This is a genomic window from Acidovorax sp. GW821-FHT09A11, from assembly GCF_059418365.1.
Genome location: NZ_JBWKPS010000003.1, coordinates 686,840 through 711,566, shown reverse-complemented (window position 1 = coordinate 711,566; position 24,727 = coordinate 686,840). Strand labels below are relative to the sequence as shown.

The 24,727-nt window shown below is 70.6% G+C and carries 19 protein-coding genes; 11 read left to right on the top strand and 8 right to left on the bottom strand.

Annotated elements, in window-relative coordinates:
- Positions 1 to 123: 123 nt before the first annotated feature.
- From AC07PV_RS10850 to AC07PV_RS10840, 3 genes are all read left to right on the top strand, one after another.
- Positions 124 to 735 carry a 3'-5' exonuclease gene (locus AC07PV_RS10850; protein ID WP_492246111.1) on the top strand — a complete coding sequence of 204 codons (612 nt, stop codon included), beginning with the start codon at positions 124 to 126 and terminating at the stop codon, positions 733 to 735.
- A 157-nt stretch (positions 736 to 892) separates the two neighbouring features.
- Positions 893 to 1,159 (top strand): DUF3297 family protein, encoded by a 267-nt coding sequence (locus AC07PV_RS10845; RefSeq protein ID WP_369640933.1) that lies wholly within the window; start codon positions 893 to 895, stop codon positions 1,157 to 1,159.
- Positions 1,160 to 1,207: 48 nt separating this feature from the next.
- Positions 1,208 to 1,690, top strand: coding sequence for a reverse transcriptase-like protein (locus AC07PV_RS10840; protein WP_370627749.1), 483 nt, complete (start codon positions 1,208 to 1,210; stop codon positions 1,688 to 1,690).
- Positions 1,691 to 1,710: 20 nt separating this feature from the next.
- On the opposite strand, the gene AC07PV_RS10835 is transcribed toward AC07PV_RS10840, so the two are convergent.
- The 5 genes from AC07PV_RS10835 to AC07PV_RS10815 all read right to left on the bottom strand — a co-directional run bounded on the left by AC07PV_RS10835 (position 1,711) and on the right by AC07PV_RS10815 (position 5,118).
- Positions 1,711 to 2,232: a GFA family protein gene (locus AC07PV_RS10835; protein WP_494630216.1), complete on the bottom strand. Its 522-nt coding sequence runs from the start codon at positions 2,230 to 2,232 to the stop codon at positions 1,711 to 1,713.
- Positions 2,233 to 2,341: 109 nt separating this feature from the next.
- Positions 2,342 to 3,646: an RNA polymerase sigma factor gene (locus AC07PV_RS10830; RefSeq protein WP_494630215.1), complete on the bottom strand. Its 1,305-nt coding sequence runs from the start codon at positions 3,644 to 3,646 to the stop codon at positions 2,342 to 2,344.
- 19 nt (positions 3,647 to 3,665) lie between these two features.
- Positions 3,666 to 4,073 carry a VOC family protein gene (locus tag AC07PV_RS10825; RefSeq protein WP_218296378.1) on the bottom strand — a complete coding sequence of 136 codons (408 nt, stop codon included), beginning with the start codon at positions 4,071 to 4,073 and terminating at the stop codon, positions 3,666 to 3,668.
- A gap of 62 nt (positions 4,074 to 4,135) precedes the next feature.
- Positions 4,136 to 4,672 carry an SRPBCC family protein gene (locus tag AC07PV_RS10820; protein WP_494630214.1) on the bottom strand — a complete coding sequence of 179 codons (537 nt, stop codon included), beginning with the start codon at positions 4,670 to 4,672 and terminating at the stop codon, positions 4,136 to 4,138.
- 29 nt (positions 4,673 to 4,701) lie between these two features.
- Positions 4,702 to 5,118, bottom strand: a complete 417-nt coding sequence (locus AC07PV_RS10815) for a YciI family protein (RefSeq protein WP_218339320.1) — start codon at positions 5,116 to 5,118, stop codon at positions 4,702 to 4,704.
- A gap of 260 nt (positions 5,119 to 5,378) precedes the next feature.
- Between AC07PV_RS10815 and AC07PV_RS10810 the strand changes: the two genes are divergently transcribed.
- The 4 genes from AC07PV_RS10810 (at position 5,379) to AC07PV_RS10795 (ending at position 14,052) form a co-directional block, all read left to right on the top strand.
- Positions 5,379 to 9,347, top strand: coding sequence for a WG repeat-containing protein (locus AC07PV_RS10810; protein WP_494630213.1), 3,969 nt, complete (start codon positions 5,379 to 5,381; stop codon positions 9,345 to 9,347).
- A gap of 188 nt (positions 9,348 to 9,535) precedes the next feature.
- Positions 9,536 to 11,551, top strand: a complete 2,016-nt coding sequence (locus AC07PV_RS10805) for a TonB-dependent receptor plug domain-containing protein (RefSeq protein ID WP_494630211.1) — start codon at positions 9,536 to 9,538, stop codon at positions 11,549 to 11,551.
- Positions 11,552 to 11,554: 3 nt separating this feature from the next.
- Positions 11,555 to 12,100: a YfiR family protein gene (locus AC07PV_RS10800; RefSeq protein WP_218296383.1), complete on the top strand. Its 546-nt coding sequence runs from the start codon at positions 11,555 to 11,557 to the stop codon at positions 12,098 to 12,100.
- Positions 12,101 to 12,108: 8 nt separating this feature from the next.
- On the top strand, positions 12,109 to 14,052 hold the full coding sequence (locus AC07PV_RS10795) for a putative bifunctional diguanylate cyclase/phosphodiesterase (RefSeq protein WP_255590943.1): 1,944 nt from the start codon (positions 12,109 to 12,111) through the stop codon (positions 14,050 to 14,052).
- 9 nt (positions 14,053 to 14,061) lie between these two features.
- Here AC07PV_RS10795 and AC07PV_RS10790 read toward each other — a convergent pair whose 3' ends face one another.
- A complete protein-coding gene (locus AC07PV_RS10790) occupies positions 14,062 to 14,424 on the bottom strand; it encodes a YciI family protein (RefSeq protein ID WP_218296384.1) in 363 nt (120 codons plus the stop codon).
- Positions 14,425 to 14,859: 435 nt separating this feature from the next.
- Between AC07PV_RS10790 and leuA the strand changes: the two genes are divergently transcribed.
- The 3 genes from leuA (at position 14,860) to AC07PV_RS10775 (ending at position 18,442) form a co-directional block, all read left to right on the top strand.
- Positions 14,860 to 16,539, top strand: coding sequence for a 2-isopropylmalate synthase (gene leuA, locus AC07PV_RS10785; RefSeq protein ID WP_218339318.1), 1,680 nt, complete (start codon positions 14,860 to 14,862; stop codon positions 16,537 to 16,539).
- A 131-nt stretch (positions 16,540 to 16,670) separates the two neighbouring features.
- A complete protein-coding gene (locus tag AC07PV_RS10780; protein ID WP_218296386.1) occupies positions 16,671 to 17,174 on the top strand; it encodes a C40 family peptidase in 504 nt (167 codons plus the stop codon).
- 167 nt (positions 17,175 to 17,341) lie between these two features.
- Positions 17,342 to 18,442 (top strand): 3-deoxy-7-phosphoheptulonate synthase, encoded by a 1,101-nt coding sequence (locus AC07PV_RS10775; protein ID WP_494630209.1) that lies wholly within the window; start codon positions 17,342 to 17,344, stop codon positions 18,440 to 18,442.
- A 44-nt stretch (positions 18,443 to 18,486) separates the two neighbouring features.
- Here AC07PV_RS10775 and AC07PV_RS10770 read toward each other — a convergent pair whose 3' ends face one another.
- Together AC07PV_RS10770 and AC07PV_RS10765 are read right to left on the bottom strand one after the other, a co-directional pair.
- Entirely contained in the window at positions 18,487 to 18,945 is a 459-nt protein-coding gene (locus AC07PV_RS10770) for a PaaI family thioesterase (protein ID WP_370627748.1), read from the bottom strand.
- Positions 18,942 to 19,409 (bottom strand): MerR family DNA-binding transcriptional regulator, encoded by a 468-nt coding sequence (locus tag AC07PV_RS10765; RefSeq protein WP_218339315.1) that lies wholly within the window; start codon positions 19,407 to 19,409, stop codon positions 18,942 to 18,944. Before AC07PV_RS10765 ends, AC07PV_RS10770 begins: the two co-directional genes overlap by 4 nt.
- A 301-nt stretch (positions 19,410 to 19,710) precedes the next feature.
- Here AC07PV_RS10765 and AC07PV_RS10760 point away from each other — a divergent pair, with 301 nt between their 5' ends.
- A complete protein-coding gene (locus tag AC07PV_RS10760) occupies positions 19,711 to 24,585 on the top strand; it encodes an EAL domain-containing protein (RefSeq protein ID WP_218339314.1) in 4,875 nt (1,624 codons plus the stop codon).
- Positions 24,586 to 24,727 lie beyond the last annotated feature (142 nt).

The following is a 24,727-nucleotide window of genomic DNA, read 5'->3' as shown; positions in this document are numbered from 1 at the left end:
CGAAATTGGTCAGGCCCCCGAAGGCTGCGCGCCGCTGCTTCACCACGCAGTCGCCAAACCTGCATCGACAGCCACCCGACCCTCGCCACCCACCAGCCTGGCATATCACCCCGACACACACCCATGCCCCCCATCGCCGTCATCGACTTTGAAACCACCGGCGTCTCGCCCGGCCAGGGCGCGCGCGCGACAGAGATCGCCATCGTGCTGCTGGAAAAAGGCCAGGTGGTGGACCGCTTCCAGAGCCTCCTGAAAACCGGCGCGTGGATTCCGCCGTTCATCACCCAGCTCACCGGCATCACCAACGCCATGGTGAACGCGGCCCCAGAGGCCGCAGGCGTCATGGCCGATGCCGCGCGCTTCGTGGGCGATGCGCCCATGGTGGCGCACAACGCGTCGTTCGACAGCAAGTTCTGGCAGGCCGAACTGGCACGGGCCGGCGTGGCCGCGCCGCACCCCTTCGCCTGCACCGTGCTGCTGTCGCGCCGCCTGTACCCGCAGGCCCCCAGCCACAAGCTCGGTACGCTGGTGGACTACCACGGCCTGCCGCGCACGGGCCAGGCCCACCGGGCGCTGGCCGATGCCGAAATGGCCGCCGCGCTGCTCGCGCGCATCCAGCACGACCTGCGCACGCGCTGGCGGGTGGCCGAACCCAGCCACGCACTGCTGCAGCTGGTGCAGCGCTGCGCCAAACCCGCGGTGGGCGCGCTGCTCGCGCGGCACGCCACGCCCTGAATGCGTTTGCTACATATTTAATAGCTTGCGGCGCTTATCCACAGTGCGCCAGAAGGCATTTTCATTCATGTTCCAGCCGTGCCCCAGGGGCACCTGATCCGGGTCCCCGGCCAAATCCCGGAAAATCCGCGCTTTCGCTTTTCAACCAGACCACCGCATGACCGACACCACCCCAGCCGCTGCCGCCGCCGACCGCCCCGCACTCCCCGACCACCTGAGCGTGGACCCGCGCAGCCCGCACCATGTGGCCGCGGTGTTCCAGCACGACATCGGCATCCGCTTCAACGGCAAGGACCGCACGGATGTCGAGGAATACTGCGTCAGCGAAGGCTGGGTGAAGGTGCCCGCGGGCAAGACGGTGGACCGCAAGGGCCACCCGCTGATGATCAAGCTCAAGGGCAAGGTCGAGGCTTTCTACAAGTGACATCGCCCCGCGCGGCCGCGCCGCGCCGGTATCTGCCGCGCGTTTTCCGTGCCTGACGACAACGCCGCCCCCTGGGTGATCCATTGCGACGGCAGCGCCGTGCCCAACCCGGGGCGCATGGGGCTGGGCGCGGTGGTGCACGCGCCCGATGGCACGGTGGCGCAGCAGCTGTCCGAGGCCACCACCTTCACCGGCTGCAACAACGAGGCCGAGCTGAGGGCGCTGGCCCTGGCGCTGCGCTGGCTGCAGGCCCAGGGCACCGCTGCAACCGCTGGCGTGCGGGTGTACAGCGACAACAGCGTGTTGGTGGAGCAGCTCGCCCCCGGTGGTGCGCGCGCCGCGCCCATCGCGCGGCTGGCCTTGCTGTTCGACGAGGTGCGCGGGCTGATGCAGGCCGTGGGCGATGTGGCGGTGCGCTGGATTCCGCGCCACCGCAATGGTCAGGCCGACACCCTCGCGCGCGGCGCGCTGGGCCTGGCGCCCAAGCCGTCCACGAAGCACCACACCCGCACCAGGAAAAAGCGGCGCTGACCGGCCGGCGCGCTGCGCGCTCAGTCCAGGCCCAGGGCCTCGCGGTAGGCGTTGATGCGGGGCAGCAGGGTCTGGCGGCGGGCCAGGCTGCCGGGGGGCCAGTGGGCGTCCCGGTCGTAATACTGCGCCACGGCGGGCGTGCCGGGCGCAAGCACCACCCAGGGCTGCTTCGACGCGGTGTAGATGTGGATGTCGGGCGGCAGGTGGTCCGGCGCGTCCAGCGTGCCCACGCGCACGAAGGCGACGAGCGGGCCCGCGCCGGAGTAGTGGCTCCACACCGCCACGCGGCAGTGCGGGCAGCGCGCGATCTTCTGGCCAAAGCCGCTTTCGGACGGGGTGTCCACCAGGTCGACCTCGCCCACCCGCAGTGCCAGCCTGTCGGCCTCGATCATGGCGTTCAAGGCGAACGACGCCCCGCTTTCCCGCTGGCACCAGCGGCAATGGCAGCAGTGCACGAAAAGCGGCGCGGTGAGCATGCGGTAGCGGACATGGCGGCAGGTACAGCCGCCGTCCAGCGGGAACACGGGGTCTGGGTACGTCATGGCAGGGCGGTGGGCGGCAAAACTGAACGAGGTACCATTTTGGCGAAAGCGCGGGACAAAATCACGCGGCCGCCGCGCGCGGTGCCCGGCCCCGGGGTGCAAGCGCCGTTCAGCCGCCCGCGCGCGCCAGCAGCAGCGCCTTTTCCTGCGCGTTGCGCGTGAGGCCCGCCGCGCGCTCGAACTCGGCGCGCGCCTCGGCCACGCGGCCCAGCTTGGCCAGCAGGTCGCCGCGCACGCTGGGCAGCCAGTGGTACTGGGCCAGCACGGGGTCCGCCGCGATCTCGTCCACCAGCCGCAGCGCCGCCGCCGGGCCTTCGGCCATGCCCACCGCCACGGCGCGGTTCAGCGCCACGACGGGCGAGGGCGCCACCTGCGCGAGCGCGTCGTACAGCGCCACGATGTGGGCCCAGTCGGTGTCCTGGGCGCGCCGCGCGCGGGCATGGCAGGCGGCGATCGCGCCCTGCAGCGCGTAGGGGCCCCAGGCATGGCCCGCGCGCGCCAGCTCCTCGGCCTTGTCGAGCGCGGCCAGGCCCCGGCGCACCAGCAGCCGGTCCCACCGCGCGCGGTCCTGGTCCATGAGCAGCACGGGTTTGCCCTCGCCATCGGTGCGCGCGGGCAGGCGCGAGGCCTGGATTTCCAGCAGCGCCACCAGCCCCTGCACCTCGGGCTCGTCGGGCACCAGGCTGGCCAGCACGCGCACCAGGCGCTGGGCTTCGCCGCACAGGGCAGGGCGCATCCAGTCGTCGCCCGCCGTGGCCGCGTAACCTTCGTTGAAGACGAGGTAGATGACTTCGAGCACCGACGCCAGGCGCGGCGCGCGCTCGGCCGCGCCCGGCACCTCGAAGGGCACGTGAGCGGCCGACAGGCTGCGCTTGGCCCGCACGATGCGCTGCGCGACGGTGGGCTCGGGCACCAGGAACGCCCGTGCGATCTCGGCCGTGGTGAGGCCGCCCAGCAGCCGCAGCGTGAGCGCCACGCGCGCCTCGGTGGGCAGCACGGGGTGGCAGGCGGTGAAGATCAGGCGCAACAGGTCGTCGCCGATGTCGTCCTGCTGCGCAGCGACCAGGGCGTCCACCACGTCGGGGGCGTACTGGGCTTCGAGCGCCTCCAGGTCCTTGCCCAGCGCCTCGTGCTCGCGCGCATGCACCGTCTGCTGGCGCAGGTGGTCGATGGCGCGGCGCTTGGCCGTGGTCATGAGCCATGCCCCCGGGTTCGCGGGCAGGCCGGTGGCGGGCCAGTGCTCCAGCGCGGCCACCAGCGCGTCCTGCGCCAGCTCCTCGGCCCGACCCACGTCGCGCGTCATGCGCGCCACGCTGGCGATGATGCGCGCGGCCTCGATGCGCCACACCGAATCGATGGTGCGGTGCAGGGCATCGGCGCCGGCGTCGGCATCGGGACTGCGGGGGTTGTGCATCGGTGGCCTCGGTGAAAGCTCAGCCCAGCGCCTTGCTGGCATCCACCATGTGCACGAACTCCCAGCTGTGGCCGTCCAGGTCGTCGAAGCTGCGCGAATACATGAAGCCCAGGTCCTGCACCGGGCGCGGCGAGGTGCCGCCGGCCGCCACGGCCTTGGCGACGAGGGCATCGACCTCCTCGCGGCTGTCGCACGAGAAGCACACCAGCACCTCCGAGGTGGTGCGTGCGTCGGCGATCGCCTTGCTGGTGAAGGTCTGGTAGAAGTCCCTGACCAGCAGCATCACGAACAGGTTCTCGCCCACCACCAGGCAGGCGCCCTGTTCGTTGGTGAACTCGGGGTTGAACTCGTAGCCCAGCGCGCGGAAGAACGCCTGCGAGCGGGCCATGTTCTCGATGGGCAGGTTCACGAAGATTTGCTTGTGCATGAAAGGCTCCTGAAGGGGTGGGAAGGTAAAGGGAAACAGAAGGTTTGGCAAAGGTGCGCGGTTCAGGTCGCTGGTTTTTGCGCCACCGCCTGCAGGTTGGCCAGGCCGTCCTCGAAGTCCTGGCCGACCATGCGGTCCATGTTGAAGAACAGGTGGGCGATCTTGGCGACGTACGGCACGGGACCCTGCATGGCCCAGGTGACGCGCGTAGCGCCGGAGCCCTCGGGCTGGAGCGTGAATTCCACCTGGTTGTGGGCCTCGAACGGGGCCACAAAGTCGAGCTTCATCGCAACCCGCGCGGGGGCCGTGGCGTCGACGATCTCCATGCTGCCGGTGCCCACCTTGTCGCCCTGCCACGCATAGCGCGCGCCGGGGCCTGCGGTGGTGGCGCTGTACTGGCCCTTGGCGGCGGGGTCCTTGCGTTCATACGGGTTCCAGGTGTTGAACTGGCGCAGGTCGTGGATGAGCCCGTACACACGTTCTGGCGGCGCGGGGATCACGCGGCTGCGCTCCACGCGGAAGCCGTCGGGGCGGGTGGCGGCAAACGCCAGCAGCAGCGCCAGGGCGGCGAGCAGCACGAGGGCGATGGTCTTGATCATGGCGATGGTCTCCAGGCAGGGGCAGCGGTTCAGCGGCGGGCTTCCAGGTCGCGGAAGTGCTCGACGCCCTCCACGGCGGCGAAGTCCTCCATCTCGTAGAGCGGGCGCACCTCGATCTCGGCCTCCAGGCCCTCGCCGCGCGGGTTGGGGAAGCGGCGCGTCCATTCCAGCGCCTCGTCGCGGTCGCGCACCTGGATCAGCGTGTAGCCGGCGATGAGCTCCTTGGTCTCGGTGAAGGGACCGTCGGTGATGGTGGTGCGCGCCCCGGCCGCGCCGTAGCGCACGCGCCAGCCCTGCGCGCTGGGCTTGAGGCCGCTGCCGTCCAGCAGCACGCCCGCCCGGGCCAGCTCTTCATGGTAGCGGGCCATGGCGGCCATCAGGGGTTCGGTGGGCATGTCGCCGCGCTCGGATTCTGCGGTGGCTTTCACGATGATCATGAATCGCATGGGGTTCTCCTCGGGGGGGTCAGGGGGCGGGCCATGGCGCGATCCATGGCCTTCACCAGCACGACGGACGAACCCGTGGCAGATCGACAGCTTGGTGGCTGGTTCAGGGTTTTTACTTAGAAAAAGAGGGAGGGGCGCGGCCCGGCCTGCGCCACACGCCCGCAGCGCCGCCCGCTGTGGCGTATCCGCCAAGCCGTGCAAATGGTTACCGGCCATAGCGATCTGCCTCGGTAGGATGCCGCGCGAGGGACCCGACCGCAATGACCAGCCACAACGACACCGAACCAACACCCCCCTGGCTGGCCAGCATCCCGCTCATGCCCGGCCACCAGGCCCTCGCGCTGGTCATCGTCCACCCGGGCCGGGCCGTGGTCCCCGCCGAAGGCCTGGGCGAGGTGCTGCGCTTCTGGGCCGACGGGCGCGGCGGCTGGATCGGCGCAGCCCGCGCGGCCCACGGCCCGTGGGGCTACATCGACGGCGAGGGCCGGTGGCGCGTGCCGCCCACGCTGCAGAACGCGCGCAGTTTTTCCGAGGACGGGCTGGCCCGCTTCTGCGACGGCGGGCGCTGGGGGTTCATGGACCTGGCGGGGACGGTGGCCATCCCTCCCACATTCGACAACGCCCAGCCGTTTCGCAACGGTTTGTGCGCGGTGCAGGTGGGCCAGGATGCCTGGCGCATCCTCGACCGCACCGGCCACACCACCTGCGACGAGGTGTTCCATGAGCTGAGCCCCTTCGGCGCCAATGGCCTGGCGCGCGCCACGCTGTGGAAGAAGGCCAGCAACCAGCGCACCCAGGGCTTCGTGGACCGCACGGGGCGCTGGGTGATCGAGCCCCGCTTTCGCGACGCGCGGCCGTTTGGCGAATCCACCGCCACGGCCGCCTCGCTGGACGGCGACACCTACGGCCTCATCGACGCACAAGGCCGCTGGGTGCTGGAGCCCCGCTACCCGCGCATCGATGCCTTCAATGCCGAGGGCCTGGCCTTCTTCGACGAACCCCATGCCTGGGACAACGGCCATGGCTACCTCAACGCGCGCGGCAAGGTGGTCGTGAAAGGCGGGCGCCACCTCTCGCGGCGCATGGCCTGCGGCGTGGCCGCCAACAGCTATGACGGCACGGGCTTTCTCACGGCCGACGGCAAACCCCTTGCGGCCCCGCCGCTGAGCTACGGCACGGATTTCTCGGCGGAAAGCGGCTTTGCCGTCGTGCGCACCGCCGCCGCCGTGCGCAAGGGCGCGGCCGATGCCACCACAGCGGCCCCGGCGCACTGGGGCCTGCTGCACCCGGACGGCCGTTTCGTGCCCGCGCCCGACCACCTGCTGGAGCCGCTGACCGATGGCGATGGCTGGCTGGTGGGGCACCCGCCGGACACGCCGCTGGTGCCGTTTCTGACCCGCGACGGGCAACTGGCCTTTATCGACGGCGAGGGCGCCGTCGCCTGGCGCGCGCACTACGACGGCCAGCAGGTGGCCCTGCTCGACGCCGGGGGCACGCCCCTGTGGCGCAGCGGCGTGCGCGAGAACTGCTGGCCCCCCGGGCCGTTCTTCCACGCGCCGCTCACCGACCACCTGGAAAACCTCAAGACGCTCGACGGCATCGTGCCGCTGGCCGTGGACCTGCTGGCCGACGCCGAGGCCCGGCTGCACCGCCTGGCGGCGGGCGATGAACTCGCGCCCGACGAACCCGTGGACGGCGACGATGAAGATGAAGATGACGACGGGGAGCAGGACCCCGGCCAGGTGCAGGCCGGCCGCACCGTGGTCGTGCGGCGGGTGATGCGCGCCTACCTGAGCGAATCGCACAACGGCCCCTACGAATTCCTGTGCACCGACCTCAACCGCGCGGTGGACGAAGCCCGCGTGGCGATGGTGCAGCAGCTGAGCGCGCGCTTTGGCGCCGCCGACCCGAACCCGGAGCACGCCGTCCCCTGGCGCCGCCAGGGCGACTACACGCAGGCCTGGCCCGTGGCAATGGCCAAGCCCCTGCCGGGCGACGGCGGCGCGCTGCACGAGGCGCGCGAACAGTGGCTCACGCTGTACAAGCATTCGGACTCGGGCGACGGCGATGTGTGGTGGGAACTGTGGCTCATGGCCGCGCCCAGCATCGACGCGCTGCAGCTGGCGCAGCGCGCGCGCGGCGCCGGCCCCGCCACGGAACCGCCCGGCCACGGCGGCGAGCCCGAAGGCCCGGACAGCGACGGCCCGGCGCTGGACAGCCGGCCCCCCGAGGGCGCGCCGGCCACGCAGCCGCCCCGGACACGTGATGAATGGCTGCACGCCGTGTGCAACGACCGCCATGCGATCGCCCATGTGCCCGCGCAGTGGCTGGACGATGCGGTGGTGGATGCCGCCCTGGATGCGAACGTGGCGGCGCTGGAATACGTGCCTGCGGCCTGGCGGACAACCGCACGGCTCGGATCGCTGGTGCGCCGGGGCCTGCGCGAGGCGGCCGGCATCCCGCCCGAATGCATGACCGCCGAAGCCCTGGCCCTGGCACGCAGCCTGTATGCCGGCCAGCCCGAATGGGACTGGCGCGACGAGCGCAACAGCCGCATCCCCGCCACCTGGGACCACAACAGCCTGTGCGACGTGTGGGGCTGCCTGCTCACGCCCGAGCTCGCGCTCAAGGCGGTGCGCGCCCAGGCGCCGCTCAAGGACCTGGCGCACTGGCTGCGCACCGATGCGGTGGAGCAGGCCGCCCTGCAGGCCGACATCTACAACATCAGCTACATCGACCCGCGCAAGATCACGCCCGCGCTGGCCGAGCGCGCCGTGCGGCACGACTACGGCTGCCTGATCGAGCACATTCCCGCCGACATGCTCACGCCCGCGCTGTGCCTGGCCTCGGCGCGCGCCAACGGCCTGTCGCTGGACAAGATCCCTGCGGCGCTGCGCACCACCGACGTGTGCGTGGCCGCGCTGCAGGACCGCTGGGACATGTTCCTCGCCGTACCGCCCGCGCTGCGCGAGGACGTCACCACCCGGCTCATCGCGGACGACCTGGACCAGGCCCGCCGGGACGGCGAACCCCGCGAGGCCAGCCACTGGCACGTGCAGCGCGCCTGGGCTCGGCTGTGGGCGGGCGACCCTGAAGGCGCGATGGCCGACGCCCGCCTGGGCCTCGGCCGCGTGCGCCACGAAGAGCATGCGCGCTACATCCTGGCCAGCGCCTTGCGCGCCCTGGGCCGCACGCAGGAAGTGGCGCTCGAGGCCTCCACGGTGCTGTCGCTGCAGTCGCCCTACGCCGCGCAGTGGGATGCCGCCGAGGACACGCGCTGGCTGCAAGGCCTGGCGCAGGGCCAGGCCCAGGCGGCCGATGACGCCACGCTGATCGCACAGCTGCAGTCGCACCCGCGCACCCTGGCCGATGTGCCGCGCGAACGCATCACCCACGCCATGGTCGATGCCGCCCTGGCGGCCGACGAGGACACGGTGCGCTTCGTGCCCAAGCGCCTCATGACCCCCGCGCGCTATGCGGCGGCGCTGCGCCAGGGCGTGAAGGATTTCGGCCAGATCCCTCCCGACATGCTCAGCGAGGAAGCCTGCATCGCGCATGTGCAGGAGGGCGGCTGGCGGCTGGAGCAGATCCCGCCCGCGCTGCGCACCGTGGCGGTCTGCGCCCACGCGGTGCGCCGCAGCGCCAGCGCCATGGAACATGTGCCCCAGGCCCTGCACGACCAGGCCCGGGAAGCCGCCGCGCGCCTGCCCCGCGATGACGGGGATGCCGCAGACGGCACCCCCCGCGCCGGCGGCGTGGGCGGCTGGCTGGCACGCCACGTGGTCGATTCCGCGCTGAAGGGGCAGGGCACCGCCGCCCGCCGTCTGCAGCACCAGGGCGTGCTGGCCGCGTTCCTGGTGCAGGCCGCCGTGACCGCCCGGTCCGGCACGCCGCCCACCCTCACCGGACTGGCGGGCTGGTTCGAGCAGCGGCCGGTGCTGGCCTGGGCCACCCACCTGCTGCTGGGCCTGGCGGCCTGGGTGGGCCACGCGTTCGTCTCGGTGGCCGCCTGGCGGGCGGAAGGCGCGTGGATCGGGCTGGGGACGTTCGCGCTCATGGGCTTTTCCGAACTGTACTGGGCGTGGCGGTTTGTGTTCGCCAGCCCCCAGAGCCCCTGGCTCGCGGTCGCGGCGGCCCTGGTGGTGGTCTACCTGTTCGGCTGGCGCCGCCTGTACCGCCGCGTGGGCCTGGCCTTCGCCCACCGCGGGGATTCGGCGGCGGGGGACTGAGCCCCAGCCGGCCCACCGGCTGCTGCGGCCACCTTTTACATTTTTCCTAGGGTCATCACCGATCCCCCCGGGGGCCTGCCGGGCCTGCTGGTGGATACAATTTGTAAACACTCGCCCCACCGACCCACGAACCTCCGGAACGCTTGGTCTCGCACACAGGAGCCACCGCCACAGCGGGTGCAACGCCCATGACAAGAGGATCGGACCATCGCCCGGCACAGTGGCCACAGCGCATGGCGCTGGCCCTCCTTTGCAGCGGACTCTCCCACGCCATCGCGCAGGCGGACATCGCCCATCTGCCGCTGGAACAGCTCGTGCAGATGGAAGTCCGGACCGCCAGCCGGTACACGCAGACCACCCTGGAAGCACCCGCCCTGGTGAGCGTGGTGACCGCCGACGACATCCGGCTCTTCGGCTACCGCACGCTGGCCGAGGTGCTGGGCAGCATGCGCGGGCTGTATGTGTCGTACGACCGCTCCTACCACTACCTGGGCACGCGCGGCTTCGCCACGCCGGGCGACTACAACACCCGCGTGCTGCTGCTGGTCAATGGCGTGCGCTTCAATGACAACCTCTACGACCAGGCCACCATCGGCACCGACTTCCCGCTGGACCTGGACCTGGTGGACCGCGTGGAGTTCGTGCCGGGGCCGGGCTCCGCCGTCTATGGGCCCAATGCGTTCTTCGGCGTGGTCAACGTCATCACGCGCGACGGCCGCCAGCTGGCCGGCCCGCAGCTGAGCGTGGCGGCCGGCAGCCACGGCAGCGCCAGGGCCCGCTTCTCGGTGGGAACCGTGGACGCACAGGGCGGGGACTGGCTGATCGCGCTGACGCGCGCGAGCAGCCGGGGCGCGGACCAGTACTTCGCCGCGTTCGACACGCCGGCCAGCAACCAGGGCGTCGCGCAGCGCCTGGATTTCGACCGCAGCACCCAGCTGTTCGCGCGGATGCAGCGCGACGGCCTGAGCCTCACCCTGGCGCACGGCGAGCGCAGCAAGGGCACGCCCACCGCGGCGTTCTCGCAGACCTTCAATGACCCGCGCTCGCGGTCCATCGACACCACCACCCGCGTCGCGGCCGAGTATGCGAGCCAGCTGCAGCCCTCCCTCGCGTTCACCGGGCGCGTCCACGCCGGGCACTACCGCTTCGTGGGCGACTACGCGTACGACTATCCGCCGCCCACGCTCAACCGCGACGTGGGCACCGGCCAATGGTGGGGCACGGAATGGCAGTGGGTGAGCACGGCCCTTGCACGCCACAAGCTCGCGTGGGGCGTCGACTACCGGCGCGACACCCGCATCCGGCAGCTCAATGCCGACGTGGATCCGCCCGTGCAATACCTGGATACCCGCCGCACGGGGAACGCGCTGGGCATCTATGTCCAGGACGAGTTCGCGCTGGCGCCCACGCTCACCCTGCACGCGGGCCTGCGGTGGGGCAAGCAGTCGGGCAGCGACGGCAGCTTCCATCCCCGGCTGGGCCTGGTGTACTGGTGGAACCCGGCCACGGCCGTCAAGCTGCTGCATGGCACGGCCTACCGGCCGCCCAACGCCTACGAGCGCGACTACCGGGTGGACCTGCCCGGCGGCATCGTCGATCTGGCGGGCCTGCGGCTCGAAAAGGTGCGCACCACGGAGCTGGCGCTGGAACACGCCCCCACCGGCACCACGCGCATGCTGTTGACGGCGTTCAGGTCCGAGGTGACCGACCTGATCTCGCTGGGGGACGCGGGCATCCCGGACAGGCTCAGGTTCAGCAACGCGCGGGGCGTGCGCGTGCATGGCATGGAGACCGAGGTGGAGCAGCGCTGGCAAGGAGGGTCGCGCCTGCGCGTGGCCTACGGGTGGCAGAAGGCGCGCGACGCGGGCGCACCCGAGACGCTGACCAACTCCCCCCGGCACCTGCTCAAGCTGCAGTGGTCGGACACGCTGGCGCTCGCGGCGCCGGGGCAGGGCAGGCCGGGGCAGTATGCCGTCGAGGCCATTGGCGTGGGCGCGCGCAGGACGCTCGCGAACGCGCGCCTGCCTGCGCACGTCCTGGCCAACCTCGTCTATACGAAGCGCCTGGGGGACGTGGATGTGTCGGTGGGCGTGTACAACGTCTTCAACCGCCGCCACGCGGACCCCGCCTCCTACGAAATCCGCGAAGACTCGATCCGGCAGGATGGACGGACCTACCGCGTCAAGCTCACCTACGGGTTCTGAGCCATGTCCCACGCCCTGCGCCTGCGCAACCTGCTGTGGGCCGGGCTGTGCGTGCTGTGCTGGGCGGGGGGCCTGGCGCATGCCACCAACCCCGTGGAGGAACCCGATCTCAAGGCCGCCTACATCTTCAACTTCATCCAGTTCATCGAATGGCCCGACAGCGACCTGGCCACCGACGGCGACTGGCCCCTGTGCATCTCTCCCTTCAGTCCGCTCAAGCGCGCCCTGACGGCCCTGGAGGGCAAGCCCGCCCGCAAGGGGCGGCCCATCCGGGTGAGGCTGCTGGAACTGGCCGAGCTGCGCCATTGCCGCGTGCTCATCCTGCACGGCGCCGACATCGAGCCGGTGCTGCGCGCGCTGCGGGCCCTGCCGCCCGCCCACGGCATCCTGACGGTGGCCGATGAGGACGCCGCAGGCAGCCCCGACATCATGATCACGCTCGGCCAGCAGAAGAACCGCATCGTGTTCGCCATCAACACCGATGCCACCGCGCGCGCGGGCCTGTCCGTGAGTTCCCGACTGCTGCGGCTGGCCAGGGCGGCCAGATGATGACGATGATGACGAAGAAGAATCAGGAAAAAACGAAGGCGCCCGCCATGCCGCAGGCCCCCGCGCAGGAGCCGGGGGCCGCGCAGCCCCTGCCGTCGTCGCGGCTCGTGGCCACCGGCCTCCTGGCCGCGGGCCTGGCGCTGCTGACGGTGGTGCTGGCGCTCACGGGCGTGGACTACTGGAGCACGCGGCAGTCCATGCTGCAGGACAGCCGGGTGGAGGCGGCGATCGTGGCCGACAACATCTCGGCCGCGGTGATGTTCCAGGATGCGCACACGGCCAGCGAGATGCTGGGGGCGCTGAAGGCGTCGCCGATGGTGCTGGGCGCGGACGTCTACGACCGGCAGGGCCGGCTGCTGGCCCACTACGCACGCGACGCGGACCAGGCTTTTCCCGCCACGCTGCCGGCCGCGGGCATGGCCGGTGTGGCCGAGCGCGCGGGGCTGCGCGTGCTGGAGATCGCACGGCCCGTGGAGATGGGCGGCGTGGTGTCGGGCACGCTGTACTTTCGCAAGTCCATGAGCGCGGTGTACGCCCGCCTGGCCATCCGCTTCGTCAGCGCGCTGCTGATCGCGGGGTGCGTGATGGCCCTGGCGGCCGCGATGGTGCTGCGCAGCCAGGCGGCCGTGCGCAACGCCGAAAACCGCCTGCACACGCTCGCCCACACCGACGCGGTCACCGGCACCGGAAACCGGCACGCGTTCAACGAACGCCTGGCCGCCGAGATCGAGCGCGCGCGCGGCCTGGGCTCCCGCGTCGCCCTGGTCTACATCGACCTGGACAACTTCAAGACCCTCAACGACACCTTCGGGCACGCGGCCGGGGACGGCCTCCTGCGCCAGGTGGCCCGGCGCCTGCAGTCCGTGGTGCGCGCCGCCGACGCGATCTCGCGCCTGGGCGGCGACGAGTTCGCCGTGATCCTGCGGCTGGACATGGACGACGCGGCGCTCAACACCTACGGCCAGCGCATCGTGGGCGTCTTTCGCCCCACCTTCACCGAAGTGGGCCAGCAGGTGACCATGACCTGCAGCGCCGGGATCGCCATCTTTCCAGACGATGCGGCGGACATGGACAGCCTCGTGAGCAACGCCGACACGGCCATGTACCGGGCCAAGGACATGGGCAAGAACCGGTGCGTGCGGTTTGACGCGTCGATGAACCTGGCGGTGGTCCGCCGCCAGGCCATCGAGCATGCGCTGCGCGCCGCGCTCGACCAGGGCGAGGGCATCGCGCTGCACTACCAGCCCCTGTTCGCCGCCGCCGGCAAGGCGCTGGTGGGCGCGGAGGCGCTGCTGCGCTGGTCGCACCCGGAGCTGGGCCATGTCCCGCCGCTGGAGGCCGTGATGGTGGCGGAGGACTGCGGCCTCATCGTCCCGCTGGGCTACTGGGTGATGCGCACCGCCTGCCGCGATGCCGCCCGGTGGCAGGCCGGCGGGCCCCTGCGGGTATCGGTCAACATCTCGGCGCGGCAGCTGGGCGATGCGCAGTTCCTCGAACGCGTGATGGACATCCTGCGCGAGGAAGGCCTGCCCGCCCACCTGCTGGAGATCGAGCTCACGGAAACCGTGCTCATGGACAACATGGAAGCGGGCGCGCACACCCTGCACCGCCTGAGCCAGCTGGGCATCCACCTGGCCATCGACGACTTCGGCACCGGCTATTCGTCGCTGGCCTACCTGCGGCAGCTGCCGATGCGCCGCCTCAAGATCGACCGCAGCTTCGTCAAGGACCTGCCCGGCCACGAACACAGCCGCACCATCGTCAACGCCATCGTGGCCCTGGCCCATGGCCTGGGGCTGCAGATCACGGCCGAAGGGGTGGAAACGCCGGAACAGGCCGACTACCTGGTGCACCAGGGCTGCGACGTGCTGCAGGGCTACCTGTTTGCGCGGCCGATGCCGGTGGAGCAGTTTCAGGCACTGCTGCAGGAAGGCACCACGCGCCGCGCCTAGCCGCCCAGGTCACGATGCCCCGTGGTAGCACGGCGCCACCTCGCGCACCTCGATGGTGGCCCATTCGGCGGCCGGGCATTCGCGGGCGATGGCCACGGCCTCGTCGCGCGTGGCGCAGTCGAGCAGGAAGAAGCCGCCCACCATTTCCTTCGTCTCGGCGAACGGCCCATCCACCAGCCGGGACTGCCCTTCGCGCACCTGCAGGCGCACGGCCTGGTCGGTGGACGCCAGCGACTCGGTGGCGCGCAGCAGGCCCCGGGCCTTCAGGCCCTCGCCAAAGCGCAGCATGCGGGCATACGCCTCCTGGCCTCCCGCCAGCCCGCGCTCGGCCCGCTGGCCGTGGGGTTCCATGATGAGCAGCATGTAGGGCATGAGAGGGTCTCCTGGCGAAGCGAGAGGGGAGGGGGGCAAAGCGAAAGGCGCCATCCTACCAGCCGCCTTTACTACTGTTTTTATAGCTATCAGCGCTTATCCATCAAGCGCTGGCGGCACTTTTCATCAAAGCCTTGCGCAGCGCAGCAAGCCTGTGCTATCTTCAGGCCTCTATGCAACGCAGCATGCTCCTACCCACCCTATCGCTAGGCCTACTAGTGCCTGGCCGGGGTCTGCCTGCGTTCGCCACCGTTGCCTGATCCGCTCAGCGCAACACCTGATCTCCCCCTGACCCCGGCCCGCGAACCAGCCTTTGCACACGCAAAGGGCTGCAGGGGATGTCACACGTTTTGTTTTCTTCATTCATTTCGTCTGACCCGTGCACCGCGCATTCTTCTTTTCAGCGCACCGCACACACCGTTCGTGGAGCCTCTCATGATTGCCAAGCCCGCCACCAAGTACCAGCCCATCGCCCCGGTCGCGTTGACCGACCGCCAGTGGCCCACCCGCAGCATCACCCGCGCGCCCGTGTGGCTCTCCACCGACCTGCGCGACGGCAACCAGGCGCTGTTCGAGCCGATGAACGGCGAGCGCAAGATGAAGCTCTTCCAGGAGCTGGTGCGCATCGGCTTCAAGGAGATCGAGGTCGGCTTTCCGGCCGCGTCGCAGACCGATTTCGACTTCGTGCGCCGCCTCATCGACGAAAACCTCATCCCCGATGACGTGACCATCATGGTCATGACCCAGTCGCGCGAGGACCTGATCGCGCGCACGGTGGAGGCCGTGAAGGGCGCGCCCCGCGCCATCGTGCACCTGTACAACGCCACGGCGCCTGCCTGGCGGCGCATCGTGTTCGGCATGAACGTGACGCAGGTGATGCAGCTCATCGCGCACCATGTGGGCTACCTCAAGCAGCTCACCGACGCGCAGCCCGCCACAGCGTGGACGCTGCAGTACTCGCCCGAGACCTTCAGCGCCACCGAGCTCGACGTGTCGCTCAAGGCCTGCCAGACCGCCATCGCGGCCTGGAACGCGGGCCCCGGCCGCCCCATCATCATCAACCTGCCCACCACGGTGGAGAACGCCACGCCCAACGTGTTCGCCGACCAGATCGAATGGATGGACCGGCGCCTCGCCCCCCGCGAGCACATCGTGCTCTCGGTGCACCCGCACAACGACCGCGGCACCGGCGTGGCCGCGGCGGAGCTGGCGATGATGGCCGGCGCCGACCGCGTGGAAGGCTGCCTCTTCGGCAACGGCGAGCGCTGCGGCAACGTGGACATCGTGACCTTGGCGCTCAACATGTACACGCAGGGCGTGCACCCGAACCTCGACTTCTCGGACATCACCTCGGTGGCGCGCATCGCGGAGGAATGCACCTCGCTGCCGGTGCACCCGCGCCACCCCTACGCGGGCGACCTGGTGTTCACCGCGTTCTCGGGCTCGCACCAGGATGCGATCAAGAAGGGCTTTGCGGCGCAGGACCCGAACGCGCTGTGGGAAGTGCCGTACTTGCCCATCGACCCCGCGGACCTGGGCCGCACGTACGACAGCGTGATCCGCGTGAACAGCCAGTCGGGCAAGGGCGGCATCGCGTTCTTGCTGGAGCGCGAACACGGCGTGGTGATGCCGCGCCGCATGCAGGTCGAATTCAGCGCCGTGGTGCAGCGCCAGACGGACGCGAGCGAAGGCGAGATGAGCGGCGAGGCACTGTGGGACCTGTTCCAGGCCACCTACCTGCGCGCCCCGGCCCAGGCGGCCATCATCTGCCACAGCCACCGGCTCGATGAAGACGGGCAGGGCATCGAGCTCGACGTCACCATCGACGGCATGCGCCAGCATTTGCGCGGCCAGGGCAACGGGCCGATCGCCGCCACGGTGGATGCGCTGGGCCTGCCGCTGCGCGTGGACCACTACGAAGAGCGCGCCACCGGCACGGGAGCCCACGCCCAGGCGCTGGCCATCGTGGAGGCCGCGATGGAGGGCGTGGCCGGCTCCACCTTCGGCGCGGGCATGAGCCACAACATCGTGACGGCGTCGGTGTTGGCCATCGTGAGCGTGGCCAACCGGCTGGCCGAGCGGCGCCAGGGCGTGGCCGCCACGGCGGCGGTGTGACCCCGCCGCTGTTGTAAAAAAGATAGCTGCCAGCGCTTTACCACCAAGCGCTGGCGGCATTTTGGCCAATAGCCCCAGGCCATGGACGGAGTCCGCGCAGGCGCCGGGGCCTATCCGTTACCCTTCGGGCCATGCGCGTTGTTTTTCACAGACTGGCCTTGGCCGCCTGCACCGCCGCCCTGCTGGCGCTGGGCGGCTGCGGCACCTCGCGGCCCCCGTCGCCTTCTTCGTCAGCCCCGGTACGCACCACCCCACCCCTGACCGCGGAGCAGGCGCACGACATCGCCATCCACGCGCTCGGCCTGGTGGGCACGCCGTACCGCTACGGCGGCAACACGCCCGATGCGGGCTTTGATTGCAGCGGGCTGATCGGCTATGTGTACCGCAACCAGGTGGGCACCCCGCCGCCCCGCACGGTGGCGCAGCTCAACAGCTGGGGCTACCCCATCGACGGCAGCGAGCTGCGCGCCGGAGACCTCGTGGTGTTCGGCACGGGCCGTCAGCCCAACCATGCGGGCATCTACGTGGGGGAAGGGCGCTTCGTGCACGCGCCGTCCACCGGCGGCACGGTGCGGCTCGACCAGCTGCAGTCGCGGCACTGGTCGCGGCAGAATGCGGCGTTCCGGCGGCCGTAGCGGCTCCCCCTGAGTCGCCTTCGGCGCCTTCCCCCTGAGGGGGACGACGCCCTTGCTGCGGGGCGGCCCTTGCTCGGCGTCCCTCGCCCGGGACGCGCCAGTTGCAGGCAGTGTGACCACATCGTCGGCCAGCCGATGGCCCCGCCCGCGCGACAATCGGGGCCACCATGACCCACGCACACCGCTCCGCCACCCCGATCTCCACCCACGACACGACACGCATCGACGACACGCGCATCAAGGCCGTGCGCCCGCTCATCACGCCTGCGCTGCTGCAGGAGTGGCTGCCCACGCCCGACGCCGCGCAGACCCTGGTGGAAACCAGCCGTGCCGCCATCTCGCGCGTGCTGCACGGCCAGGACGACCGGCTCATCGTGGTGGTGGGCCCCTGCTCCATCCACGACCACGACCAGGCGATGGACTACGCGCGCCAGCTGAAGATCCAGGCCGACGCGCTGCAGGCCGACCTGCTGGTCGTGATGCGCGTCTACTTTGAAAAACCCCGCACCACCGTGGGCTGGAAGGGCTACATCAACGACCCCCACCTGGATGGCAGCTTCGCCATCAACGAGGGGCTGGAGCTGGCGCGCCAGCTGCTGCTGGACGTGCTGGCCACGGGCCTGCCGGTGGGCACCGAGTTCCTGGACCTGCTCTCGCCGCAGTTCATCAGCGACCTGGTGAGCTGGGGCGCCATCGGCGCGCGCACCACCGAGAGCCAGAGCCACCGCCAGCTGGCCAGCGGCCTCTCGTGCCCCGTGGGCTTCAAGAACGGCACCGACGGCGGCGTGAAGGTGGCCAGCGACGCCATCCAGGCCGCGCAGGCGTCGCACGCCTTCATGGGCATGACCAAGATGGGCCAGGCCGCGATCTTCGAGACGCGCGGCAACCAGGACTGCCACGTGATCCTGCGCGGCGGCAAGCAGCCCAACTACAGCGCGGCCGATGTGGATGCCGCCTGTGCCATGCTCCAGGCGGCGGGCCTGCGCGAGCAGGTGATGATCGACGTGAGCCACGCCAACAGCAGCAAGCAGCACCAGCGCCAGATCACCGTGGCGGACGACGTCGCCCGGCAGATCGCCGCGGGCGACCGGCGCATCACCGGCCTCATGATCGAGAGCCACCTGCAGGAAGGCCGCCAGGACATCGTGCCCGGCCAGCCGCTCGCGCCCGGCGTGTCGGTGACCGATGCCTGCATCAGCTTCGCGCAGACGGTGCCGGTGCTGGAAGGCCTGGCCGCCGCCGTGCGCGCGCGGCGCGCACGCGCCTGACCGACCCGCCGGCCCGGCGCTCTCTCTGCAGCGGGCCACGGCAGCTACCGTGGCGCCACGGTGGCGTCGATGTTGCGGGCCGTGGCCAGCAGGGTGGCGCACAGCGTTTCCTTGCCATCCGCATCCACAGCGAACACATCGGACGCGCACACCGTGAGCAGCCGCGCCGCGTCGATGACGCGCCCGCGCGCCCGCAGGCACACGCCCCGTGCGGGGGCCACGAGTTTCACGGTGGCGTCCACCGTGGCATTCACCCAGCCCGGCGGCAGCACGCTGCCGGCCGCGCCCACGGCGGCGAAGTCGGCCACGGCAAACACGGCGGTGGCCTGCAGCTGGCCGGGGCGAAAGCAGAAGGCGTCGCTCACCGGAATCTCCACCTCCACCGCGCCCGGCTCGGCGCGCACGAAGCGCAGGCCCAGCGTGCGCGCCATGGGCATGGCCAGCACCAGGGACCGAAGATGGTCCATGGGCGCGGCGGCGGAATGTGCGGACAAAGAGGTCATGGTGCTTTCCTTGCGGAGGTGGTGGATGGACGGGTGCGGGCCGATGGGGGTGGCGTGGCGAGGGGCCGCACGCGCGGCCAGGGCGCCGGTGGCGCCGACGCGGCGGCACGCGGCCTTGCCTGCTGCGCCTGCAGCCAGGCCTGGTGCTCCAGCACGCGCTGCTTCTGGGCCCGCAGCGCATCGATCTGCTCGTCCAGCGCCTGCGCGCGCTCCTGCAGGGCCTGCACCATGGTCTCGGTGCGCAGGGTGCCTGCCCGGTAGGCGCCCAGGCGCAGGGCGATCTGCGGCAGGGTGAAGCCAAGCTGGCGCGACATGGCGATGAACACGACCTCGCGCTGCATGCGCGGTGGATAGTCGCGGTAGCCATTGGCCCGCCGGCGCGGCTGCAGGAGCCCCAGCCGCTCATAGTGGCGCAGGGCGTGGACGGAAACCGAGGTGCGTTGCGCGAGTTCGGATATCTGCATGGCACGCAGCCTAGCAAGCATGGCGCTGCGCGAAGGTTGCCGGGGCGACTGGCGGCGTTCTGGGGCAAACCCGCATGGTGGTGACCGCTCGGTCCGGCGCTCTGCGGTGTAGGATTCACGTTTCAGGGGGCAGCGCGAGCGCGTGCTTCTTCTGCCCGCACCCCGTCCGGTTCTTTTCTTGCCGCCCGACCCCTTTGACGACGACGCTGTTCCAGTTCTTGCGCAACAAGCTCCAGGCCCCCCGGGCGCTGGAACTGGGGTGCGCGCCAGCGGGCACAGCCAACGCCACAGCGGCCTGACCATGCCGCCAGCCCACGCACCCGAAGAGGCAGCGCGGCTCACGGCACTGCAGTCCTACGCGATCCTCGACACCCCCGCGGAAGAAGGCTTCGACCAGCTGGCCACGCTGGCCGCACGGGTGTGCGGCTGCCCCATCGCCGTGGTCAATTTTCTCGACAGCGAGCGCCAGTGGTTCAAGGCGGCGGTCGGCATTCCCTTCCAGCAGACCGAGCGCGCCATCGCGTTCTGTGCCCAGGCACTGGACGGCGGCCGCGAACCGGTGGTGGTGCCCGACGTCACGCTCCACCCCGTGTTCGCCAGCAATCCCCTGGTGCTGGGCGAACCCCATGTCCGCTTCTACGCCTGCGTGCCGCTGGTGACGCCCGAGGGGTTCACCCTGGGCACCCTCGCGGTGGTGGACACCGTGCCCCGCACGCTGGAGGAAGGGCAGATCGAGGCCCTCACGATCCTCGCGGGCCAGGCCATGGTGCAGCTGGAGCTGCGCCGCCAGAAAAGGCTGCTGGCCCAGCTCGTGCGGGAGCGCGACCAGATGCATGCCGAGATGGTCGCGCAGGGCGAGGCACAGCGCGTGGCGGGGCGGATCGCCCGCGTGGGCGGCTGGACGGTCGAACTGCCCGGGATGCAGCTCGTGTGGTCGCAGGAGATCGCGGCCGCCTATGGGCTCCACCACCGCGTGGGCGAGCTGGCGCAGGTCCTGCAGCTGTACACGCCGCCCTACCGGCCGCAGATGCAAAAGGCGTTCGATGACTGCCGGCACCACGGCACGCCCTTTGACGTGGAAGCCGAGGTGGACATGCCGGGCGGCAGGCGCTTCTGGGTGCGCACCGCCGGGCAGGCGGCGCGCGATGCCGGGGGACGCATCGTCCGCATCCAGGGGGCCTTCCAGGACATCACGGCCCAGCACCTGGCCCAGGAGGCGCGCCGTGAAAGCGAGGAGCGCTTTCACCTCGTCTCGCGCGCCACGGCCGATGCCGTCTGGGACTGGAACCTGGACACCGACCTCATGTGGTGGAACGAAGGCATGCAGAACCTGTTCGGCGTGCCGCTCGACCAGCTGCCGCCCGACAGCACCTCGTGGACGCTGCGGCTGCATCCCGAAGACAGCGAGGAAATCCTCCGGGGCCTCCACGCGGCCATTGGCGGCACGGACAACCACTGGTCCGCCGAATACCGCTTCCGGCGCCAGGACGGCAGCTATGCCTGGGTGCTGGACCGGGGCTTCCTGATCCGCGACGCCGAAGGCAAGGCCGTGCGCATGGTGGGCGGCATGACCGACATCAGCGCGCAGAAGCTGACCGAACTCGATGCCCAGCGCGATGCGCAGAACCATGCGGAGCTGCTGCAGGTGCAGCAGCGCATCTCGTCGCTGGACATGCCCCTGCCCGAGGTGCTCCAGCTCGTGGCCGACACCGTGCTGCGCCAGACGCTGGCGCGCGGGGCGCTGGTGGAGCTGTTGCAGGGCCGCCAGCTGGTGGCGCAGGCATCGGCGGGCGACCACGTGCGGCCCGTGGGCCACATGCTGGCGGCCGACCAGAGCCTGCTGTGGCCCGCCCTGCGCGAAGGGCGCACCGTGGTGTGCAATGACACCGAGGCCGAGGGCTGGGACATGGTTTCGCTGCCCCACCGGCACGGCGTGCGCTCCGTGATGGCGGTGCCGCTGCGCACCGCCGAGGGCGTGGTGGGCTCGCTCAAGGTCGTTTCGGACAAGGCCCACGCGTTTTCGCGGCGCGACGTCGCGCACCTGGAGATCCTCACCGAATCCCTGGGCGCGATGGTGCAGCTGCGGCATGTGGCGGGGCAGCTGCGGGCATCGGAGCAGCAGTACCGCATGCTGTTCGACGAGCACCCCCATCCGATGTGGGTGTACGACAGGGAAACGCTGCGCCTGCAGGCCGTGAACCAGTCGATGGAGACGCACTACGGCTATGCCGAAGCCGAGCTGCTGGGGATGGACATGACGGACCTGTGGCCGGCGGAGCGCCGCGCCAGCATCCGGGCCACCATCAACGCGATTGCGATGGACCAGCGCAACAAGCCGGTCATCAGCCGCCACGTCAAGAAGGACGGCACGTTCATGGACGTGGAAATCACGGCGGGCAGCATCAGCTTCAACGGCCGCCCCGCGCGCCAGGTGCTGGCCACCGACGTGACCGAGCGCCTGCGCACCGAACGCGAACTGGCCCGCATGGGCCGCGCGCAGCGCCTCTTGAGCGCCTGCAACGAAACCCTCGTGCGCGCCACGTCCGAGACCGCGCTGCTGCAGGCGATCTGCCACATCGCCGTGGACATCGGCGGCTACCGCATGGGATGGGTGGGCTTCGCGCTGGACGACGAACGCAAGTCCATCCAGCCCGTGGCCCACGCGGGCCACAACCAGAACTACCTGGAGAACCTGCACCTGTCCTGGTCGGCCGAGGACCGCTACGGCCGGGGTCCCGCGGGCATGGCCGTGCGCTCGGGCAAGCCGGTGATCGTGCAGGACATCCGCGCCGAGGGCGATTTTGCCGACTGGACCGAGCGCATGCTGGACAACGGCTTTCACGGCGTGATCTGCCTGCCGCTGCGCGACCGCGATCGCACCTTCGGCCTGCTGTACCTGTATGCGCCGGACATCCTGCAGATCAGCCCCGAAGAGGCGGCCCTGCTGCAGGAGCTCTCCAACGACCTGGCCTTTGGCATCACCAGCCTGCGCGCGCAGAAGGCGCAGCAGCGGCTGCAGGCCTCGGTGCTCAAGGTGGCGGCCGCCGTGTCGGCGAGCACGGGCACGGAGTTTTTCGTGCAGCTGGTGCGCAACATGGCCGATGCGCTGGGGGCCCAGGGCGGCTGCGTGGTGCGGCTGCTGCCACCGGTGGAGGGGCAGGCCCCGCGGGTGGTCACGCTCGCGGCGGTGCTCGATGGCCAGATGCTGCCCAACGACGAATACACCCTGGAAGGCACGCCCAGCCTCATGCTGCTGTCGCAGCGCGCGTATGTGGTGACCGAGAAGGTGCAGCAGCTGCACCCCGAGGCGCCCATGCTGCGCCATGTGGGCGCGCAGGGCTATGCGGGCCAGCAGCTGTGCAATGCCGATGGCGAGGTGGTGGGCATCGTGTTCGTGCTGTTCCGCCAGCCCATCGCCGAGACGGACTTCATCACCTCCACGCTGCAGATCTTTGCCGCGCGCGCCTCGTCCGAGATCGACCGGCAGCTGGCGGATGCCCGCATCCGCCACCAGGCCTCGCTGCTGGACAAGGCGCAGGACGCGATCCTGGTGCGCGACCTGGAGCACCGCATCATCTTCTGGAACAAAAGCGCCGAGCGCCTGTATGGCTGGTCGCAGCTGCAGGCGCTGGGCCAGTCCATCGAAACGCTGCTCTACGACGACCCCACCCATTTCCGCCACGCCACGCGCACGGTGCTGGAGCAGGGCGAGTGGACGGGCGAGATCGTGCAGCGCCACCGCGACGGCAGCACCATCGAGGTCGAGGGCCGCTGGACCCTGGTGCGCGGCGACAGCGGCCAGCCGCAGTCCATCCTGGCCATCAACACCGACATCCGCCAGCGCAAGGCCAACGAGCGCGAGATCCAGCGCCTGGCGTTCTACGACGCGCTCACCGGCCTGCCCAACCGCATGCTGCTGATGGACCGCATGGGCCATGCGCTGGCCAACGCCCACCGGCGCCTGCAGGGCGGTGCGCTGCTGTTCATCGACCTGGACAACTTCAAGACCCTGAACGACACCCTGGGCCACGACCAGGGCGACCTGCTGCTGCAACAGGTGGCGCAGCGCCTGAACACCTGCGTGCGCAGCGTGGACACGGTGGCCCGGCTGGGCGGCGACGAGTTCGTGGTGATGCTCGAGGAGCTCAGCCCCAGGCCACACGAACTGGCCCTGCACGCACGCAGCGTGGGCGAGAAGATCCTCACCATGCTGGCCGTGCCCTACGCGCTGGCAGGGTACCAGTACCGCAGCACGCCCAGCATCGGCATCGCGCCGTTCACGGGCGAGCAGACCAGCGTGGGCGAGCTGCTCAAGCAGGCGGACCTGGCCATGTACCAGGCCAAGACGGCGGGGCGCAACACGCTGCGCTTCTTCGACCCCGACATGCAGGCCGTGGTGACCGCCCGCGCCGGGCTGGAGACCGACCTGCGCGCCGCGCTCGCGCAGGAGGAATTCCTGCTGCACTTCCAGCCGCAGATGCACCTGTCCGGCCGCTGCGTGGGGGTGGAGGCGCTCGTGCGCTGGGCCCACCCGCAGCGCGGCATGGTGCCGCCCGCGCAGTTCATCCCGCTGGCCGAGGAGACGGGCCTCATCCTGCCCCTGGGCCGCTGGGTGCTGCACACGGCCTGCAAGCTGCTGGCCAGCTGGCAGGACGACCCGGCCCTGGCCCACCTGACCATGGCGGTGAACGTGAGCTCGCGCCAGTTCCGCCACGCCAGCTTCGTGGACGACGTGGCCCGCGTGCTGGCCATCACCGGCGCGCCGGCGCATCTGCTCAAGCTGGAGCTGACCGAAAGCCTGCTGGTGGAAGACATGGAAACCACCATCGCCACGATGGCCGCGCTGCGCTCCTATGGCGTGGGCTTCTCGCTGGACGACTTCGGCACCGGCTATTCCAGCCTGAGCTACCTGAAGCGCATGCCGCTGGACCAGCTCAAGATCGACCAGAGCTTTGTGCGCGACCTGCTGACCGACCCCAACGACGCGGCCATCGTGGACACCATCATCGGCCTGTCGCGCAGCCTGGGCCTGGAAGTCATCGCCGAAGGGGTGGAAACCCCCGAGCAACGCGAGCTGCTGGCCCGCGCGGGCTGCCTGCACTACCAGGGCTACCTCTTCAGCCGACCCCTCTCCGCGGACGTTCTGGGGGCCTTCCTGCGGTCCTGCGCCGCGTAGCGAGCTTCCGCCGGCCCGTCTTCGGGATTCAGTCCCCACCCGCGGCGGATCGCCGCGCCCCTGCCTTCGCCCTCCTTTGCGTGCACCGGTCCGTCCGCAAGGCCCCACAAGGTGTTGCCGCGGCACCGCGTGCCCGGCGCGG

Bases quoted from the DNA above. Each gene is read 5' to 3' on its own strand.
- AC07PV_RS10850 (WP_492246111.1), top strand. From the start codon at position 124: ATGCCCCCCATCGCCGTCATCGACTTTGAAACCACCGGCGTCTCGCCC.
- AC07PV_RS10845 (WP_369640933.1), top strand. From the start codon at position 893: ATGACCGACACCACCCCAGCCGCTGCCGCCGCCGACCGCCCCGCACTC.
- AC07PV_RS10835 (WP_494630216.1), bottom strand. From the start codon at position 2,232: ATGACGTACCCAGACCCCGTGTTCCCGCTGGACGGCGGCTGTACCTGC.
- AC07PV_RS10830 (WP_494630215.1), bottom strand. From the start codon at position 3,646: ATGCACAACCCCCGCAGTCCCGATGCCGACGCCGGCGCCGATGCCCTG.
- AC07PV_RS10825 (WP_218296378.1), bottom strand. From the start codon at position 4,073: ATGCACAAGCAAATCTTCGTGAACCTGCCCATCGAGAACATGGCCCGC.
- AC07PV_RS10820 (WP_494630214.1), bottom strand. From the start codon at position 4,672: ATGATCAAGACCATCGCCCTCGTGCTGCTCGCCGCCCTGGCGCTGCTG.
- AC07PV_RS10815 (WP_218339320.1), bottom strand. From the start codon at position 5,118: ATGCGATTCATGATCATCGTGAAAGCCACCGCAGAATCCGAGCGCGGC.
- AC07PV_RS10810 (WP_494630213.1), top strand. From the start codon at position 5,379: ATGACCAGCCACAACGACACCGAACCAACACCCCCCTGGCTGGCCAGC.
- AC07PV_RS10805 (WP_494630211.1), top strand. From the start codon at position 9,536: ATGACAAGAGGATCGGACCATCGCCCGGCACAGTGGCCACAGCGCATG.
- AC07PV_RS10800 (WP_218296383.1), top strand. From the start codon at position 11,555: ATGTCCCACGCCCTGCGCCTGCGCAACCTGCTGTGGGCCGGGCTGTGC.
- AC07PV_RS10795 (WP_255590943.1), top strand. From the start codon at position 12,109: ATGACGAAGAAGAATCAGGAAAAAACGAAGGCGCCCGCCATGCCGCAG.
- AC07PV_RS10790 (WP_218296384.1), bottom strand. From the start codon at position 14,424: ATGCCCTACATGCTGCTCATCATGGAACCCCACGGCCAGCGGGCCGAG.
- leuA (WP_218339318.1), top strand. From the start codon at position 14,860: ATGATTGCCAAGCCCGCCACCAAGTACCAGCCCATCGCCCCGGTCGCG.
- AC07PV_RS10780 (WP_218296386.1), top strand. From the start codon at position 16,671: ATGCGCGTTGTTTTTCACAGACTGGCCTTGGCCGCCTGCACCGCCGCC.
- AC07PV_RS10775 (WP_494630209.1), top strand. From the start codon at position 17,342: ATGACCCACGCACACCGCTCCGCCACCCCGATCTCCACCCACGACACG.
- AC07PV_RS10770 (WP_370627748.1), bottom strand. From the start codon at position 18,945: ATGACCTCTTTGTCCGCACATTCCGCCGCCGCGCCCATGGACCATCTT.
- AC07PV_RS10765 (WP_218339315.1), bottom strand. From the start codon at position 19,409: ATGCAGATATCCGAACTCGCGCAACGCACCTCGGTTTCCGTCCACGCC.
- AC07PV_RS10760 (WP_218339314.1), top strand. From the start codon at position 19,711: ATGCCGCCAGCCCACGCACCCGAAGAGGCAGCGCGGCTCACGGCACTG.